Annotated in this window: 16 protein-coding genes; 7 read left to right on the forward strand and 9 right to left on the reverse strand. The window is 40.5% G+C overall.

The genetic code is table 11. The features are described 5' to 3' along the window. Nucleotides 1–129: 129 nt before the first annotated feature. The 3 genes from ACKTT2_RS42955 to ACKTT2_RS42965 all read right to left on the reverse strand — a co-directional run bounded on the left by ACKTT2_RS42955 (nt 130) and on the right by ACKTT2_RS42965 (nt 1732). A complete protein-coding gene (locus ACKTT2_RS42955) occupies nt 130–321 on the reverse strand; it encodes a hypothetical protein (protein ID WP_407898123.1) in 192 nt (63 codons plus the stop codon). 15 nt (nt 322–336) lie between these two features. After that, nucleotides 337–762 (reverse strand): hypothetical protein, encoded by a 426-nt coding sequence (locus ACKTT2_RS42960; protein WP_407898125.1) that lies wholly within the window; start codon nt 760–762, stop codon nt 337–339. Nucleotides 763–859: 97 nt separating this feature from the next. Then, nucleotides 860–1732, reverse strand: a complete 873-nt coding sequence (locus ACKTT2_RS42965; protein WP_407898127.1) for a formylglycine-generating enzyme family protein — start codon at nt 1730–1732, stop codon at nt 860–862. 242 nt (nt 1733–1974) lie between these two features. Between ACKTT2_RS42965 and ACKTT2_RS42970 the strand changes: the two genes are divergently transcribed. After that, nucleotides 1975–2577: a neutral zinc metallopeptidase gene (locus tag ACKTT2_RS42970; protein WP_407898129.1), complete on the forward strand. Its 603-nt coding sequence runs from the start codon at nt 1975–1977 to the stop codon at nt 2575–2577. A 14-nt stretch (nt 2578–2591) separates the two neighbouring features. Here the strand turns inward: ACKTT2_RS42970 and ACKTT2_RS42975 are convergent, their stop codons facing one another. The 4 genes from ACKTT2_RS42975 to ACKTT2_RS42990 form a co-directional block, all read right to left on the reverse strand. Beyond that, nucleotides 2592–3377, reverse strand: a complete 786-nt coding sequence (locus ACKTT2_RS42975) for a DUF4058 family protein (protein ID WP_407898131.1) — start codon at nt 3375–3377, stop codon at nt 2592–2594. A 153-nt stretch (nt 3378–3530) separates the two neighbouring features. After that, nucleotides 3531–4817, reverse strand: a complete 1287-nt coding sequence (locus ACKTT2_RS42980) for a serine hydrolase (protein ID WP_407898133.1) — start codon at nt 4815–4817, stop codon at nt 3531–3533. Between the two features lie 216 nt (nt 4818–5033). Further along, the gene (gene hemN / locus ACKTT2_RS42985; protein ID WP_407898136.1) at nt 5034–6416 is read right to left on the reverse strand and encodes an oxygen-independent coproporphyrinogen III oxidase; all 1383 of its coding nucleotides are present in this window, start codon (nt 6414–6416) and stop codon (nt 5034–5036) included. A gap of 213 nt (nt 6417–6629) precedes the next feature. Next, entirely contained in the window at nt 6630–7340 is a 711-nt protein-coding gene (locus ACKTT2_RS42990; protein WP_407898138.1) for a biliverdin-producing heme oxygenase, read from the reverse strand. Between the two features lie 558 nt (nt 7341–7898). Here ACKTT2_RS42990 and acsF point away from each other — a divergent pair. From acsF to ACKTT2_RS43010, 4 genes are all read left to right on the forward strand, one after another. Continuing rightward, nucleotides 7899–8975, forward strand: coding sequence for a magnesium-protoporphyrin IX monomethyl ester (oxidative) cyclase (gene acsF, locus ACKTT2_RS42995; RefSeq protein ID WP_407898141.1), 1077 nt, complete (start codon nt 7899–7901; stop codon nt 8973–8975). Nucleotides 8976–9050: 75 nt separating this feature from the next. Next, nucleotides 9051–9257, forward strand: coding sequence for a glycogen debranching protein (locus ACKTT2_RS43000; protein ID WP_155746610.1), 207 nt, complete (start codon nt 9051–9053; stop codon nt 9255–9257). A 222-nt stretch (nt 9258–9479) separates the two neighbouring features. Further along, on the forward strand, nt 9480–10034 hold the full coding sequence (locus tag ACKTT2_RS43005; protein ID WP_407898144.1) for a methylmalonic aciduria and homocystinuria type D protein: 555 nt from the start codon (nt 9480–9482) through the stop codon (nt 10032–10034). A 9-nt stretch (nt 10035–10043) separates the two neighbouring features. Next, on the forward strand, nt 10044–10553 hold the full coding sequence (locus ACKTT2_RS43010) for a DUF411 domain-containing protein (RefSeq protein WP_407898147.1): 510 nt from the start codon (nt 10044–10046) through the stop codon (nt 10551–10553). A 403-nt stretch (nt 10554–10956) separates the two neighbouring features. On the opposite strand, the gene ACKTT2_RS43015 is transcribed toward ACKTT2_RS43010, so the two are convergent. After that, nucleotides 10957–11793: an alpha/beta fold hydrolase gene (locus ACKTT2_RS43015; protein ID WP_407898149.1), complete on the reverse strand. Its 837-nt coding sequence runs from the start codon at nt 11791–11793 to the stop codon at nt 10957–10959. Nucleotides 11794–12060: 267 nt separating this feature from the next. Here ACKTT2_RS43015 and ACKTT2_RS43020 point away from each other — a divergent pair, with 267 nt between their 5' ends. Beyond that, complete coding sequence (locus ACKTT2_RS43020; RefSeq protein ID WP_407898152.1) at nt 12061–12840, forward strand: IMCp domain-containing protein; 780 nt, start codon at nt 12061–12063, stop codon at nt 12838–12840. Between the two features lie 335 nt (nt 12841–13175). On the opposite strand, the gene ACKTT2_RS43025 is transcribed toward ACKTT2_RS43020, so the two are convergent. Further along, nucleotides 13176–13619 carry a retroviral-like aspartic protease family protein gene (locus tag ACKTT2_RS43025; protein ID WP_407898154.1) on the reverse strand — a complete coding sequence of 148 codons (444 nt, stop codon included), beginning with the start codon at nt 13617–13619 and terminating at the stop codon, nt 13176–13178. Between the two features lie 153 nt (nt 13620–13772). On the opposite strand from ACKTT2_RS43025, the gene ACKTT2_RS43030 reads away from it, so the two are divergent. After that, nucleotides 13773–15608, forward strand: a complete 1836-nt coding sequence (locus tag ACKTT2_RS43030) for an ABC transporter ATP-binding protein (RefSeq protein WP_407898156.1) — start codon at nt 13773–13775, stop codon at nt 15606–15608. Nucleotides 15609–15740: the final 132 nt, after the last annotated feature.

Here is a 15740-nt window from a genome sequence, read left to right on the forward strand (position 1 = left end):
AGAAGAGCAAAATACCTGTGCGAGTATTACCACGCACTAGAACGCTCGAATGCAACTCCCTTTACTATATACATTCACGATTGCATTACAATAGCTGATTGATTTCACAACAAAGAGGACAACAAGTCATTAGGCAAAACGTTGAACTAATAAAAAATCTTGAGCCTCTTCAACGCTTGGGTATTTACTATGGAGACTAAACTCCTTAAAGTATCGAAACCCTTGAATAGCTCGCAGTTCATCGATACCTAGTAAAGGCGCTAATTCACAGATAGTATCTTCTGGCATATGAGATAAAGTTTGAGCATCATTGTGTACCAAAATGTCGGCTACTAACTACAATTTTGTTCCTATTATACAGTATTTCCACACTATCTGTGGATTCCCACGAAACCTATCCAGTATAGAATCATTCACAAGTTCAAAGCCAAATCTAAAGCCTTCTGGCTCTGAATGATATTCGTCTACCAGTTCTCCCAAGTCATACAAAAAGTATATTAAGTAAGAGCTTCTGTAAACGAAAAATACAAAAACAACAGTTGAAAGGGAGGAAGATAATTTTTGAGAAATATGATGAAGTTCGTAGTAGTCCATTTCCTCATCAGACATTTCGTCATAAACTGTAATCCAACCATTCTTTGATGGAGATACATAAGCCTTTGTTCTTACCACGTCTTTGAGGACACGAGCAACTTCATCAGTGGAATTTGAACGAACCTGATAATTAGTAAAGGAGATCCCATTTTCTTTAATAAATCTCAAGTCGGATTTTAGGAACTGGAGCTAATGATGGTTTTATTCTAAATGCTCGTTTTCTTTGGTTAACAGCAGGTTAGCATCCACCTATTGACGATCCATATCAAGACGAATAAAACTCACCGGATACCACAACTCGAAACCCAATATTATTACCCTTGTCCTTTGGCTCGAGATGGAAGCGAAATGCCGAACGACAAAACCACGGGGTAAAGTCCCAAGAACCACCACGTAGTACTACTCTATTATTATCGTTAGAATTTAACCAAGTACTACCATCTGTAGGTGCGCCTTCATAGTTTTCATGCCAACTATCTGCACACCATTCCCAAAGTAACCCGTGCATATCGTACAATCCGAAGGCATTCGCGACTCCAAAACTTCCTACAGGTGTTGTTTCTCCCCGATATTTTCCTGGAGGACTATCACTATAAGTATAAACACCATTATAGTTAACTATATCGGTAGCGATCGCTTCACCAAAGTGGAACGGAGTTGTCGTATTAGCACGGCAAGCATATTCCCATTCTGCCTCACTTGGAAGACGATAGATACGTCCTGTGTGTTTTGATAGCCGATCGCAAAATTCTATGGCTTCATACCATGATATTGTTTCTACAGGGCGATCGCTCGTTTTAAATCTAGACGGATCGGGGTCGAGTTCGCAATTGACTGGCTCAAAAGTTGCAACCGCTTGCCATTGTTCTTGGGTAATAAGATACTTCCCCATAAAAAAAGGTTGAATTGTGACCTGATGTAGGGGTCTTTCGGAGTCTTCGCTGCTAAATTCTGATTCAGAAGCACCCATCATGAATGTACCGCCAGGAATAGCAACCATCTCTAGAGTAACGCCATTACCAAGGTCTTCCGTTAAAGACTGAGATTGACGCTGTTCTTGGCTAACGAGATCTCCCTTGATATTAACGGTAACGATATCAAATGAAAAAGAGGTGACTTGTTTCGACCTTAAATCCATTATTAATCTTTAGGTTGGTTAAGATGTGACTAGAATGGCACTCTCAGGGAGTAGTCTACCTGAAAGTATATATTCTACAAATATAAGATAATAATGCGTTTGCGAAGCGCAAGCTGTACCTAGTTCATCGCTACAACAACATACGGAAGTAGCTTTATTGAAATTGTAGTTCTTGTAGAAGACACGAAAGGAACCAAGTTCTTTTTCCATCTTCTATATGTAATAGTAAATTTGAGGTAGGAATGAAGGCACTTAAGGTACTGACCGCGACCTTAATCAGTCTTGGATCTGTGCTAGTGAGTTTACCAGCGAAAGCAGAAATGGCACCCCAAACTGTCATAGATGGAGTTTACGTTGGAATTCAACATATTCATGGTTATAAAGCAACACCAAAATTGGTCTGGGGCGTTGCGATAGGACGGCGTGGTGGTTGCGGACCTATTTTGGGAAGTCAGTACTGCAAACGCAATCATACTGTTTACATTACTGCTCAAGATATTAGGATGGCATATCAGCATGGAGATGCTGCTCTTGCTTACATTATTGGTCACGAGTATGCCCATGCAATGCAAATAGCTTACGGTTTTCAACCTAGAGTGACACCCATCTCAGAACTACAAGCAGATTGTTTGGCAGGTGTTTACTTAGGATTAATTCCCAATATTGTTTTTGATAAACGAGACATTTTGGAGATTGCAACTCTAGCTCATCGAATTGGAGATTATCAATGGGGTCACAGACATCATCATGGAACTCCAGAACAACGAGTAAGGGCTGTTGTGTTGGGAATGAAAGGCGCTGTTAATGGAAATCGCACTCGTGCTTGCCAAGTTCGTAGAGTATAGCAATGGTCACCGACTCAACGAAGTCCTTGCTGCTGCAACCAAGCATCATTCCATATGGCATTAGCTTCCGACAACGGTGGAACTGGCTCAAGGCTGTAATCAATGACTAGATCGTAACTAGCGCGATCGTACAGTTCGTTTAATAATGTTTGTAAATCTATGACTGGTTCAGCATCTTCTGAACGCAACGGCAATGGAAACGAAGGTATTGTATTTTGCAGATTAAAAGCATATAAATCAGCTTTAGGACGAGCTTCTGCCCGACTCACTAAAATTCGATAATCACTTTGAATTCTACTGCCCATAGTGGTCATTGTTTCCCCTGCACGTAAGAGATCTATTTCTACCAGATGCGTTGAACTTCCAAAAACTCTTTGACGCTTGCTTTCATATGTATTGCGTCCTTCTCCTGCACGCTTATTTTTAGGCGAGAGAACTTCGATCGCAGTGACCACTTCTTTTGTGTCTACCTTCCGTACCTCTAAATATCTCTCCTTAACTGTTTCAGGCATGGGAATTTCCACTATCGCTGGTTTGACGGCAGGTGCTGCTACTGCTGTATTCAACATAGTAGGATTTATCCCCGTCTGCGGACGTTGTACTACGATATCAGGAATACCAACTAAAAGTCTATCATCGTCAGTCGTTTGATAAATTCGCTCCTCGATAGCTACAAAATATTTAGGACGCAGTTGGGGAGAGAGAAAATCTGCAATTGCTACTATCAACCGCCCGTGTACTCCAGGCCATAGATCGGGATGTTCTAAATAGGGATTCATTCCAGCAAAAGGCGATGACATTGTTGTACTTCCCCATTTTTAGCAAGTCCGGTTGATTACCTAATCTTAGCAAATTGACCCTCCCCAATGCCGGGAGCATTCCAATTTGGCAAAAGCCTGCAAGAATAGAATACCTCGGTCTCGATAGGAGAGGTTACTGATTTTATAGTATCTCTAAGGCTGACGAGTCAACTTTGGTTGATTGAGGTAGCCGTAGACAAGCTTGGAAACTTGACTGATAAATTCCCTTGCTCTTGTGTCTCCAAAAGGTCTCTTAACAAAAATTCCTGCTAAATAACGCTTACCCGTAGGCAACTCAACAATACCCGCATCCCCAAGGATAATCCCAAGGGTTCCTGTTTTATGAGCGATCGTCGCTCCTTTACCAAGTCCAGATGGCAGTAATCTTCTGTTTTCCACCCGACGCATGATACTTAAAGCTTTCGCACGGCTCGTGTTACTGAGCAGTTTATCGTTATCCATCATTACGGATAGCCTAACTAAATCTTTAGGGCTAGTTGTATTTGTTCCTTTAAAATCACCTAATAAATTGCGAATAACAGTATTTTGTAGTCCCCAACTCCGAAATCTCTGATTTAATTTAGCCTTACCACCTAAACGGTCAATGATCATGTTGGTGGCAGTATTGTCACTAATAGTAATCATCTTAGTAGCGGTCTCCAAAACACTGAGTTTGGTTCCCACTGGTTTAAATTGCAAGACTCCCGAACCGGCGGCTTCAGCTTTCAAGTCGCGCCGCAGTACTAGAGTGTCATTGAGTTTAACTTTACCAGAGTCTATATCTTGAAACAGAGCGACCAGAATAGGATATTTGATAGTGCTAGCAGCCGGAAATACCTTTTCCCCATATATATCTAAATAGTCTCCTGTCTCTAAGTCAAGGAAAAACATCCCAGGTGCAAGGAAGCTATAACGAGACATTAGTTTTTTGACCTGGGGGTAAATCTGTGACATTTCCTTGTTGAGTGGAACAGTCCCAGCAAAGGTAAATTCATTGCTGATTTGAATGGGAATCTTTTCTTCACTGGATGTTGTATTTTCAGGTGTAGCGCGATCGATGGATGAAAATCTGACTATCCAGTGAGAAGATGAATCCCCTTTAATAAGTGAGTTTTCTGGGGAAACGGTATAACCAGGTGCTAATTCAATCACCATTCTGGTTGTTTCGGCATCTGGCTGTCCAATCCGAATCTCCCGAACGGCTGACCCAAAACTTTTACGAACTGTATTATCATCTAAGTTAGTTGTTCCAGGTAGGTCAATAACCAGTCTTGTTGGGTTATTGAGTAGGAAGGCTTGAGGTCTGACTCCAGAATCTGTAGTTAGGTCAAGCTGATTTTTAGCAGGGTCGAAGCGCCAAGATTGCAAACGTGCTGCAAACGCTGGAGACGATAGCAGCATTATGCTGATAGCACTAAGTAATAGAACACGTAATCTCATCTGCGTAACTTTAGAGCGAGAGTTGAATTGGCTTGCAAAAATTTTCCTGGTGTTGATACTCTTGTCCGGAAGAAAACCACATCCAAGTGTAGTTACCTATTTTGGCTGCACTTTCTACCAAACAAAGTTTCGACTCCGTTTTAACCTGCTTAGTTCGCAATGACAATCTACAAATCACTCAATTATTAGCAGTTGCCTTAGTGTGTAATATCACATTCAGATAGCCCGTGAAAATCTCTTTTCTTGCTTTCTCACGTGTGTATCAAAAAGAACGGCAATATTTCTCACGAGTAACCTACCAATCTCCGTAACGCTGATATGGTTTTTCGATAATCTCACGAGTCCATCCTCCTGTAAGCGCTGCAACTCTTCCAACTCTGGTGCAAAATACTCATCAAAGTTAATGCGGTACTTGTGTTCAATATCTTGCTTGTAAAGTTGAAAATGACACATTATACACATGATAAGTTCCCGTCTGAGAATATCCTCTTGAGTCAGTTTAATGCCTCTGCTTGTGGGTAAAAGCCCTTTATCAATTGCTTGATAGTAATCTTTCAGTTGCTTATGATTTTGAGTATACGTATCTTCAAGCATACTGATGGATGTTGCACCAAAACCAAAAAGTTCTGCTTGTGCTTGAGTGGTATAGCCCTGGAAGTTACGCTTTAAGGTGCGATCGCGTTGAGAAACAGCCAATTCATCATTAGGTTTGGCAAAGTGATCCATACCAATAAACAAGTATTGGTGATTTGTCAGTTCCTCCACAGTCATTTTAAGAATTTCTAACTTCTCCTCCGCTTTTGGAAGTGCATCCACTGATATATTTTGCTGCACTGGCTTAAGCCAAGGTACATAGGCAAAGTTAAAAACAGCAATCCTGTCGGGATTGAGAGCGATGGTTTTTCTCAACGTTTCCTGAAAAGTCTCGACGGTTTGATGGGGTAATCCGTAAATGAGATCTACATTTACGCTTTCAAACTTTGCCTCTTGAATCGAGTTCATCACATCAAACAGCATTTCTTCTGGTTGGATGCGGTTAACTGCTGCTTGAACTTGAGTATTAAAGTCCTGAATTCCAAAGCTAATTCGATTAAACCCAATTTCTCTCAAAGAGAAAATGTAGTTTTTATCAATATAACGAGGATTGATTTCTATTGAGACCTCTGCTGTAGGACTGACATCAAAGTTTTGAACGATATTTTTCCATAGATATTCTACTTGTTCCAAACTCAAGTAGTTAGGAGTCCCACCACCCCAATGAATTTGAACAACTTTTCTATCTGCATCAATTAAACTAGCTGTTTGTTTGATGTCGCGAACTAAATACTCCACATAAGGCTTGGCAATATTTTTGTTATTAGAAATCACTACATTACAGCCGCAAAAATAGCAAGCACTTTGACAAAAAGGAATGTGGAAATATAAAGATAGAGGAGATTTTCTTTGATTTGAGGCGGCGATCGCAATTTGAAAATCCTGCTCTGTAAATTCTTCCGTTAACTCAGTAGCGGGTGGATAACTCGTGTATCTAGGTACGGGAGTATCATACTTTTTGATGATATCCAAATCAAATTTAACACCAGGAATTTGAAAAACCATTGCGGTGCTTCCAATAGATGTACAAAGGATAGGTTGCTGTAGGGTGGGCAATTCTCTAGTCTTGTGGTACGGGCTTCTAGTGTGGTACGGGCTTCTAGCCCGTACACTCTTCCACAAGGCGGGCGAGGACGCCCGCACCACAGATGTGGTTATTCAGAGGCGGGCGAGGACGCCCGCACCACAACCATAAGAAATTGTGGAATTTAGAAATCCTTAATAACTATTAGCAGCGCTACCAGAGTTATTACCATTGATAAGAGTATTAAACATAGCTCGACCAATGGTTTTAATAAGACCTTCCTCCAACTCTTGCGCTATCTGCATATTAAGCTGAAAAGCATGATTAGCTTCTGCAACAATTTTATCTGCTGTTGCGTCATCTATAGGCAATGAATCCAAAGCTTGGCGATACCGATCCTTAAATACTCTCTTATCAGGAATTTGCTCAAAATTATAAAAAGAAGTACCTTCATAACCAGAAAGCTTTAAAACTGATTGAGCAACTTTTTGTAACATCTGACCGCCAGAAAGGTCACCCATATAGCGAGTATAAGCATGACCGATTAATAATTCGGGTTCGCGATTCGATAATTCTCGAATCCGGGCTATGTAGTTTTGAGTCGCTTTCAGAGGTAAACTTTGTCCTCTCCAATCATAACCGTAGTAAAACTGTAAATCTTGTTCCAGATTAGCTTTACGATTGAGTTCTGGAAAATAGACAGGATTAATTAAAGCATCGTCTTTATGGTCTTCTAATGCTGCTTCTAATTCACTATAAATGTAATATAAATTACCTAAAAACTTTGCAAAGCCGCTTCTATCAACGACTCCTTGAAGAAAACATTTCATGAATCCCATATTTTCTATCGCCGCGTGAGATTGTTGAGTTCCACAGCGAAGTTTTTGAGCTAGATTACTACTCATCTTTGTGGCAATTTTGTTAAAAATATACAATTTGTTGAACAGTTATCGGGTAACAATTTGCTGCTAACTGTTCGACGGTAGGATTTTTGCAGATTTTTTACACCTTCTCAGGCAATTTCTTGCCCCTCTATTAATACTGCCCCCTTCTCACCTGTTAACTCAATAAGCATTTTTTCACTAGAATTAAATGCAGTTTCTCGCTAATCTCAAAGTTAAGGGCAAGTCATTCTTGTCGGTTATGAGCAAAACTGTATCAGCAATTACCACTGCCAATTGCAGTATTTAACTTTGTTCTCGACTTTTTCAAATATACAACTTTATCAGTGACCAGTAATCAGTGACCAGTGACCAGTAACCAATAAATTTCTATACTTAAAATGAGATAATTTAAGTCACGTAGGTAGGGTAATGCCCACCACCAAGTCTTTTGGTGGGCAATGCCCACCCTACTAAAAATTTATCAGAAAAATTATTTAAAAATTAATTTTAAATTTAATAGATTTTTGGTAGAAATTATGATTAGATAACTTTAAAAACATTAATTAATTGCATATTCTCATGGCTAAGACTCTTCAAACTTTGGAGCCTGAGTTACTTAAGCCCGGTGTTAAAGCGCCTGTGAAGGAAACATTGCTAACACCTCGGTTTTATACCACTGACTTTGAGGCTGTAGCTCAGATGGATATATCAGCACACGAGGCTGAATTGCGGGCTATTGTGGAAGAATTGCGAGCTGACTATAACCGCCATCATTTTGTACGCGATTCTGAGTTCGAGCAAAGTTGGGAACATATTGATGGAGAAACCCGCCGTTCTTTTATTGAGTTTTTGGAACGCTCTTGTACATCTGAATTCTCCGGGTTTCTTCTATTTAAAGAGTTATCTCGTAGACTAAAAGACCGCAATCCTATTTTGGCAGATGCGTTTCATTTTATGGCAAGAGATGAAGCTCGCCATGCTGGATTTCTCAATAAGGCAATGTCGGATTTTAATCTCTCTTTAGATTTGCGTTATCTAACAAAAAATCGGACTTACACCTTTTTCCCACCAGAGTGGATTATCTACACGGTCTACCTCTCTGAGAAAATTGGTTACTGGCGTTATATTCTGATGTTCCGTCATTTAGAGTCTCATCCCGATAAGCGATTCTATCCTCTTTTCCGTTATTTTGAGAGTTGGTGTCAGGATGAAAATCGACACGGAGATTTCTTTAAAGCATTATTGCGATCGCAACCCAAATTGTGGAACACTTGGAAATCTCGTTTGTGGGTACGTTTTTTCCTCTTGTCTGTATTTGCCACCCATACTTTAACAGTACTTGAACGGGCAGCTTTTTATCACTCGGTGGGAATCAATCCCTATGAATATAACGTTCAAGTCATCGAAAAGACAAACGAAACAGCAGCACGGGCGTTTCCCGTGATTTTGAACACAAATCATCCAGATTTTTTTGAGCGGCTAGAGCAGTGTTCCGACATCCAATTTAAAATGGCATTGATCGATAGAAGCGATCGCTTGCCTATTGTCAAATTCTTCCAAAAGTTACCCTTGCTACTCTCCATCATTGGACATTTGTTACGGCTTTACTCGATCAAACCCATTAACGCCGAATCCTCACGGGAATTTGTTTGTTGATAGACATCGTGCGTACCTAGCAAACGTAGAGTAAATTAAAGGGGGATTAAATTCGGATGTAACATCAAAAACACAATGACTATTTGGGTAAACGAACAAATAGATCCATCAGGCATGATCCATGCTTGTATTGCTTGCTGTGATGAATCCCAAGCTTTAGCTTGCCACGAGTCCTTCAAGCAAAATTTGACTGAGACGCAAAAAACGTGGGGGTGGGTAGCGCGATTGCGTACCGTAGATTCTTGGGATGAAGTGCCAGTCAATGCCTTAAAGCTGAATTAATGTCTGTTGTAGGGTGGGCAATGCCCACCACCCCTTCCCAATCGAAGGTGCAAGATGTCAGTTAAGAAAAGATAAGGTAAAGATGAAAAATTAATTTTTTATTAAAAATTGTCTAGAAGGGATGGTATTTCACTAGAGATGGGTGATTTTCTGCACGATTAAAGAGTTATTATCAAAAAAAATATGAATTAAAAAAACTTGTAAAAAAACGAATCAAGATAAGTGAGCTACCCAACAGTTTACACTTTTGAAAGAGTCAGCCCCATTCATTTGGTTGGTAATATGGGGCAATCCATTCAAATTTCAATTCATTTTCCCAGTCAGTATATTTGTACCAACCGCGAGCAAATATTCCCTGATTGGAAAAATACGTTTTCTTTATGGATAGGGATTGTTTTACAACAAGCGCGATTTGAACTGGTGGAAACAACACCAGAAATAGAAGCAGAGAAAGAACGATTGCGGGAAAAGTTTATGAGGTTTGGCTGTGATGTCGCCTTTAATTTGCGCGATCGCAATTACCAAACAGATATTATAGACCCTCGCACGGGCTACCCCTTACTTTCCCGTCCTGGGAAAAAGAATCACGACGATATAGCAACAGTAAAAGCTCTACTCCACTATGCGATCGTTCAAAATAAGTGTCGGGTATTAGTCCATCCAGAATGGGGGACAGCCGTATATCCCAGTATCTTGATATCCGAAGCTCCCCCAAGCGTTATGGAATGGATAATAAAAAGTATTGCTCCTTTGCACGATTGGATACCAAAAGAGTAGAGTTTAACAATGCAGAAACGTATTTCTTCCTGGATTCAGAAAAGTTTGTATTATTTCATACTAAGCATTGTCGTCACTGGGTTTGCAGTTATTACCTGTGCAACAGTCGCTGTAGCAGAGGGAAAACCATCTTTAGGAACTCAAGAAATGACTGTTTATCGGAGTCCTTCTTGTGGCTGTTGTGGGGGTTGGGTCAAACATATGCAACAGAATGGGTTTCATATCAAAGATATAAAAACTGACGAAATAGAAGCAATAAAAGAAAAATACAACCTACCTCAAGAATTAGCCTCCTGTCATACCGCCATTATCGATGGTTATGTGATGGAAGGACACATTCCCGCTAACGATATCAAGCAATTCCTCCAACAAAAACCTACTCTTGCAGGTTTAGCTGTACCGGGAATGCCTGTAGGAACGCCAGGTATGGAAGTTGGAAACAAAAAACAACCCTTTGCTGTCGTAGCGTTTGATAACAAGGGCGAAGTTAAAGTTTTTCAAGAATATCAATCTTATTGATTTTGGATTTTAGATTGGGAAAGCTTCTTTTAGCTTGATGGATATCTTGCACAAAGAAATGCTCATCGCAAAATCTTTTTTAAAGGATTTTCGTAAAGTCCGCCGTTGTATCCAAGTCTCCCCTAGCCCACGCCAGTCGCTGTGAGTTTGGGCTGACCCTCAGGAGAGCGCTGGCTCCCCTTAAAAAGGCTAAGGTGTACATACAAGTCTGAAATAGCTTACAAATTGAGATTTGAACTGATGTTTTACCCCACCCTAACCCTCCCCGATGGATTGGGGAGGGAACTAGATTTTCTATTTCCCCCCAATACATCGGGGGGATTAAGGGGGGTAAATCTAACTTGTGTACAACATAGCTTAAAAAGGTAGAAAATACTCTTAGCATCTTTGCGCGAGTCGTCCTCTAAATCCCTTGTAAAAACGCTTTTACAGTTTGATTAAATTTCTCAGGGTGACTCAAAAACGGCCAATGAGTACCAGGAATCGTGCTTATCTGTAGATTTTTCAGATAGGTTTTATAGGGTTTGAGTTGCCAATCTTTGCGATTAACTCCTTTTTCTGGTTGTATAAACAGGGTGGGAGTGTGAATTGGAATTGTAAAACCAGGAACTCGCATCACTTCTTCAAAAATTCCATTACGAGCAGCGATTGTAAATTTACTACCCCAGCTACCATCAGGTTTTTGTTCTATTCCTTCCTTAAAAACCTGTTGTTGTAAGGGACTCCATCCTTGAAATTCATATAACTGACGAGCTTTCTGTTCTGCTTCTTCGTAACTCGCAAACGGTCCCATACCTTTAAGAAAAGATAAAGAATTGTACAAAAGTGGAAAAGTGACTTTGAAAATACTAGGAATTTTCCAGATAAAAATTGGGTCTATTAAAACTATGCTTCGCACACGTTGGGGATTTAATCTTGCCCAAATAACAGCCAGTTTTCCCGACCACGAATGACCTACAATATGAGCAGATGACCATCCCAGTTTATTCATGAGTGCTTCTAAGTCCGCGATCGCACTTTCAAAACTGTAGTCTTGTTCGGGTTTGCTACTTTCCCCGTGACCGCGCATATCTGGCGCAATGATATGATAATTTGCTGCTAACTCATCTCCCAAACTAGACCATACCAAGGCATGGTCTGCTAAGCCGTGTAACAGCAGTAATGGTTCTTGGGCTTGGTTCCATTCCAAGTAAGAAAGTTGGATATCCGGGGTTGACAAAGTGTGACGTACAGGTTTCATACTAAATTCATTATTATTCTCTAATCTTATACTTTCGACTAGAAATAATCACTCCTTTGATAGAAGCCTATATCACTTCTTTCGATAGAAATCTTTTTGCAAATGTCAAGGTTATTCTAAATATTACTTCGAGTCAAATTTGTAACTAAAAACTAGGGAATTATATTTATAACACTTCTCACTAAAAAACACGTATTGGTGATGTAAATATCGTTGACCAATGACTCTTTCGCGTCTCAAATTCTCAAGATAATAAAAGCAGCACATATGAACAACTCAGATAATCTCAAAAACTCTCAGGAAATCCGCAAAGATATTTATACCGATGGGGATAGAAACCTTCGCACGAATGTGACACGAACTACCGAAACAGTGAATAACGGTAAGACAGATGTTCAATCTTATCAAAATGGTTACCTCCAAGGTCAGTCATCAGAACGCAATTATCAAGAACGGATTGTACAACGAGACACTGATAATACTTCCCGTGGAATCATCTTAGGCTTATTACTGACCTTAATTATAGGGCTAACAGTAGGCGCTGTTTGGTATTTCAATCAACGCAATTCTTCTGTAGAGAATACCACAACACCATCAGAAGTTCCGACAACGAATACTGCATCTCCTGCAGGAACTCAAAATTCTCAAAATCGAACGACGATTATTGAAAGAACTAGAGAAGTTCCAACAGTTATTGAAAGAACCAAGGAAGTTCCAACAGTCATCGAAAAAACCAAGGAAGTTCCAACAGTTATTGAAAAAACCAAAGAAGTTCCAGTTCCGGTATTTATACCCGAACAAAAGTCACCACCAACGACTACACCTAATGTAAACATAAATGTTCCACCTCAAGAAGGTGCAACCAAAGCAGCTCCTTCCACAACAGAAAATACACCAACAGCACCATCAAACTCAAACACGAGTACTTCTGAGGGAGTAACAAATAGTGATACCAATACACCTACTTCATCTACAGAAAATGAACCTGTAGTACCCAGTAACAGCCCTTCTCCTGAAGAGAATATTCAGAATAGTCCAGCCCAGTAGCCGTAAGAAGAATATCCTACAGGCGATCGCATTCAATCATCAAATAGTGCGATCGCATTTATTTACTCCTTGCAATGCTTTAAAATTACTGACACATTTTTCAAAGTAAGCGATACGGCTGTACTCCGTTAAGCTTTGCTTATCGCACTTGTTCGGGTGTAATTGTCCCATCTTCAGCACGAATTTGGTCGGCTCGATTGGTTATAGTCAAGGTAGTGAAGACTTTACCCATTCCGTTTGTATCTTTTATTCTCATGACTTGCGACCACTTATAATAAAATCTATGTTTTGTACCTCCTTGATAATTTAGTCCACGTAGGTTGTCACAAATTATTTTACAAAATTGTTAGATAAGTTTCTGAGGGGCTGATGGGTAACACCTTCAAAGTTTGATTTTGCAAGTCAATTTCTAATCCCAATGCTTCTAGAGGAATGACACCTAACAAGGCATCTGAGCCGCCAGGTAACTCTAAACACTCGAAAGTTCCTTCGCGATCGCCCAGAGATATTTTAGCATCTTGGAAAATTCGAGCTTTACCAATGCCCATTGCAGTTGCAACATCAACTTCTCGAAGTAGCTTTAGTCCTAACTGGGCTACTATTTCTAGAGGTAAACACAAGGTTGTCGCTCCAGTATCTACTAACACATTTTTCAGAGTGAGCGATCGCACTTGCTCGGGTGTAATTGTCCCATCTTCAGCACGAATTTGGTCGGCTCGATTAGTTACAGTCAAGGTAGTAAAAACTTTACCCATTCCGTTAATATCTTTTATTTGCATAACTTCCAACCACTTATAATAAAATCCGTGTCTTGTACCTCCTTTATAATTTAGTCCGCGCAGGCGGACTTCGTTTGTATAGCCGCGATTGAAATCGCTGGGCTTAACGGTTGAAGCCGTACCGCGTGGCTAATTTTACGCTATAAAGAAATAATGAAGATACGTAAAAAACGCAACGCTCTGCGTCAATCCCTTGCAGTCTTTCGGTACAGTGGGCGAGCTATAAGCTTAGTCTGGACAACTAGCCGCTCTCTTACTATTATTCTTGCGAGTTTAACTTTAGTAGCGGGTCTTTTACCAGCTGCGGTCGCCTATATCGGTAAGTTAATTGTCGATGCAGTCATAGAAACACGAAATTTTGCTACTACACATAATAATGATTTTGTCAATATTTATTACCCATTAATGTATGTGGGACTAGAGGCAATTGCAGTCGCTTTACTAGCAGCAAGCCAACGAGGTCTGACAGTTTGCCAATCTTTACTCAGAATGCTTCTCGGTCAACGGGTAAACGTTCTCATCCTAGAAAAAGCAATGTCACTAGAACTCACTCAATTTGAGGATTCAGAATTCTACGACAAAATGACCAATGCAAGGCGAGAAGCATCCGTTCGTCCTCTCTCTCTTGTAACTCGCACCTTTGGCTTGGTTCAAAGTGCATTATCACTCGTCACTTACGGTCTTTTGTTAGTCAAGTTCTCAGTTTGGGCATTGCTGATGCTAGTTGTGGCTGCTATGCCAGCATTTTTTGCAGAAACCAAATTTGCGGGAGAAGCCTTTCGCCTCTTTAGCTGGCGTGCGCCAGAAGCCCGCCAACAACATTATTTAGAAACTCTTCTTGCTAGGGAAGACTTTGCCAAGGAGGTGAAGCTTTACCAACTAGGAGATATGTTGCTCGAACGTTACCACAGTGTCTTCAATCGACTCTTTGGAGAAGATCGGGACTTGACACTGCGGCGAGGATTGTGGGGTTACCTGCTGAGTTTGTTGAGTACGACGGCTTTTTACATAGCTTATGCCTGGATTGTAGTGGAAACAGTTGTAGGCAGAATTTCTTTAGGAGATATGACAATGTATCTCACCGTCTTCCGCCAAGGACAATCTACATTTTCTGGTGCGCTGACTTCTATTGGAGGAATGTACGAAGATAACTTATATCTTTCCAATCTCTATGAATTTTTAGAAGAGGGGATACCAGAGTCAAAAGGCAAAGCAACCAAAGGACTGAAACCCAGAGATGGGATTCGTTTTGAGAACGTAACATTTACATATCCAGGAAACTTGCAACCAGCCCTGAAAAATATTACCTTTCACCTCAAGCCAGGAGAAAAACTAGCCATTGTTGGTGAAAATGGTTCTGGTAAGACAACACTCATCAAACTGCTGACCCGACTTTATACTCCTGATTCCGGGCGCATTCTATTAGATGGTTTGGACTTGCAAGAGTGGAATGTGGATGTCTTGCGGCGGCGTATAGGGGTGATTTTTCAGAACTTTGTTCGCTACCAGTTTACAGTGGGTGAGAATATTGGTGTAGGAGATGTAAATAATATAGAAGATAACACCCGTTGGATAACGGCTGCAGACAAAGGTATGTCACTTCCTTTTATTGAACATTTGCCTGACACTTTTCAGACTCAGCTTGGTAAATGGTTTAGGAAAGGATACGAATTGTCTGGAGGTCAGTGGCAAAAAATAGCCCTTTCCCGTGCTTTTATGAGAACGCAAGCAGATATTTTGGTTTTAGATGAACCAACATCAGCCATAGACCCTCAAGCAGAATTTGAGATTTTCAATCGCTTTCGCACTCTCACTCTTAATCAGATGGTCTTTCTTATATCTCACCGTTTTTCTACAGTGCGGATGGCTGACAAAATTATGGTTGTTGAAGCTGGGGAAATTGTAGAACAAGGAACTCACGAGGAGTTATTAGAATTGGGTGGGCGTTACGCAACTCTGTTTTCTTTACAGGCTGCGGGGTATCAATAGTAGGTTGGGTTGAGGAACGAAACCCAACTTTTCAATTGGATGCAATACATAAAAAAGAAATTGTAGGTTGGGTTGAGGAACGAAACCCAACTTTTCAATTGGATGCAATACATAAAAAAGTTATGGAACCGC

This window comes from Scytonema hankhaensis NUACC26, assembly GCF_045865695.1.
Lineage (GTDB): Bacteria > Cyanobacteriota > Cyanobacteriia > Cyanobacteriales > Nostocaceae > Scytonema.

Bases quoted from the DNA above. Each gene is read 5' to 3' on its own strand.
- ACKTT2_RS43025 (WP_407898154.1), bottom strand. From the start codon at position 13,619: ATGCAAATAAAAGATATTAACGGAATGGGTAAAGTTTTTACTACCTTG.
- ACKTT2_RS43010 (WP_407898147.1), top strand. From the start codon at position 10,044: ATGCAGAAACGTATTTCTTCCTGGATTCAGAAAAGTTTGTATTATTTC.
- ACKTT2_RS43030 (WP_407898156.1), top strand. From the start codon at position 13,773: ATGAAGATACGTAAAAAACGCAACGCTCTGCGTCAATCCCTTGCAGTC.
- ACKTT2_RS42965 (WP_407898127.1), bottom strand. From the start codon at position 1,732: ATGGATTTAAGGTCGAAACAAGTCACCTCTTTTTCATTTGATATCGTT.
- ACKTT2_RS43015 (WP_407898149.1), bottom strand. From the start codon at position 11,793: ATGAAACCTGTACGTCACACTTTGTCAACCCCGGATATCCAACTTTCT.
- hemN (WP_407898136.1), bottom strand. From the start codon at position 6,416: ATGGTTTTTCAAATTCCTGGTGTTAAATTTGATTTGGATATCATCAAA.
- ACKTT2_RS42990 (WP_407898138.1), bottom strand. From the start codon at position 7,340: ATGAGTAGTAATCTAGCTCAAAAACTTCGCTGTGGAACTCAACAATCT.
- ACKTT2_RS43020 (WP_407898152.1), top strand. From the start codon at position 12,061: ATGAACAACTCAGATAATCTCAAAAACTCTCAGGAAATCCGCAAAGAT.
- ACKTT2_RS42980 (WP_407898133.1), bottom strand. From the start codon at position 4,817: ATGAGATTACGTGTTCTATTACTTAGTGCTATCAGCATAATGCTGCTA.
- acsF (WP_407898141.1), top strand. From the start codon at position 7,899: ATGGCTAAGACTCTTCAAACTTTGGAGCCTGAGTTACTTAAGCCCGGT.
- ACKTT2_RS42970 (WP_407898129.1), top strand. From the start codon at position 1,975: ATGAAGGCACTTAAGGTACTGACCGCGACCTTAATCAGTCTTGGATCT.
- ACKTT2_RS43000 (WP_155746610.1), top strand. From the start codon at position 9,051: ATGACTATTTGGGTAAACGAACAAATAGATCCATCAGGCATGATCCAT.
- ACKTT2_RS42975 (WP_407898131.1), bottom strand. From the start codon at position 3,377: ATGTCATCGCCTTTTGCTGGAATGAATCCCTATTTAGAACATCCCGAT.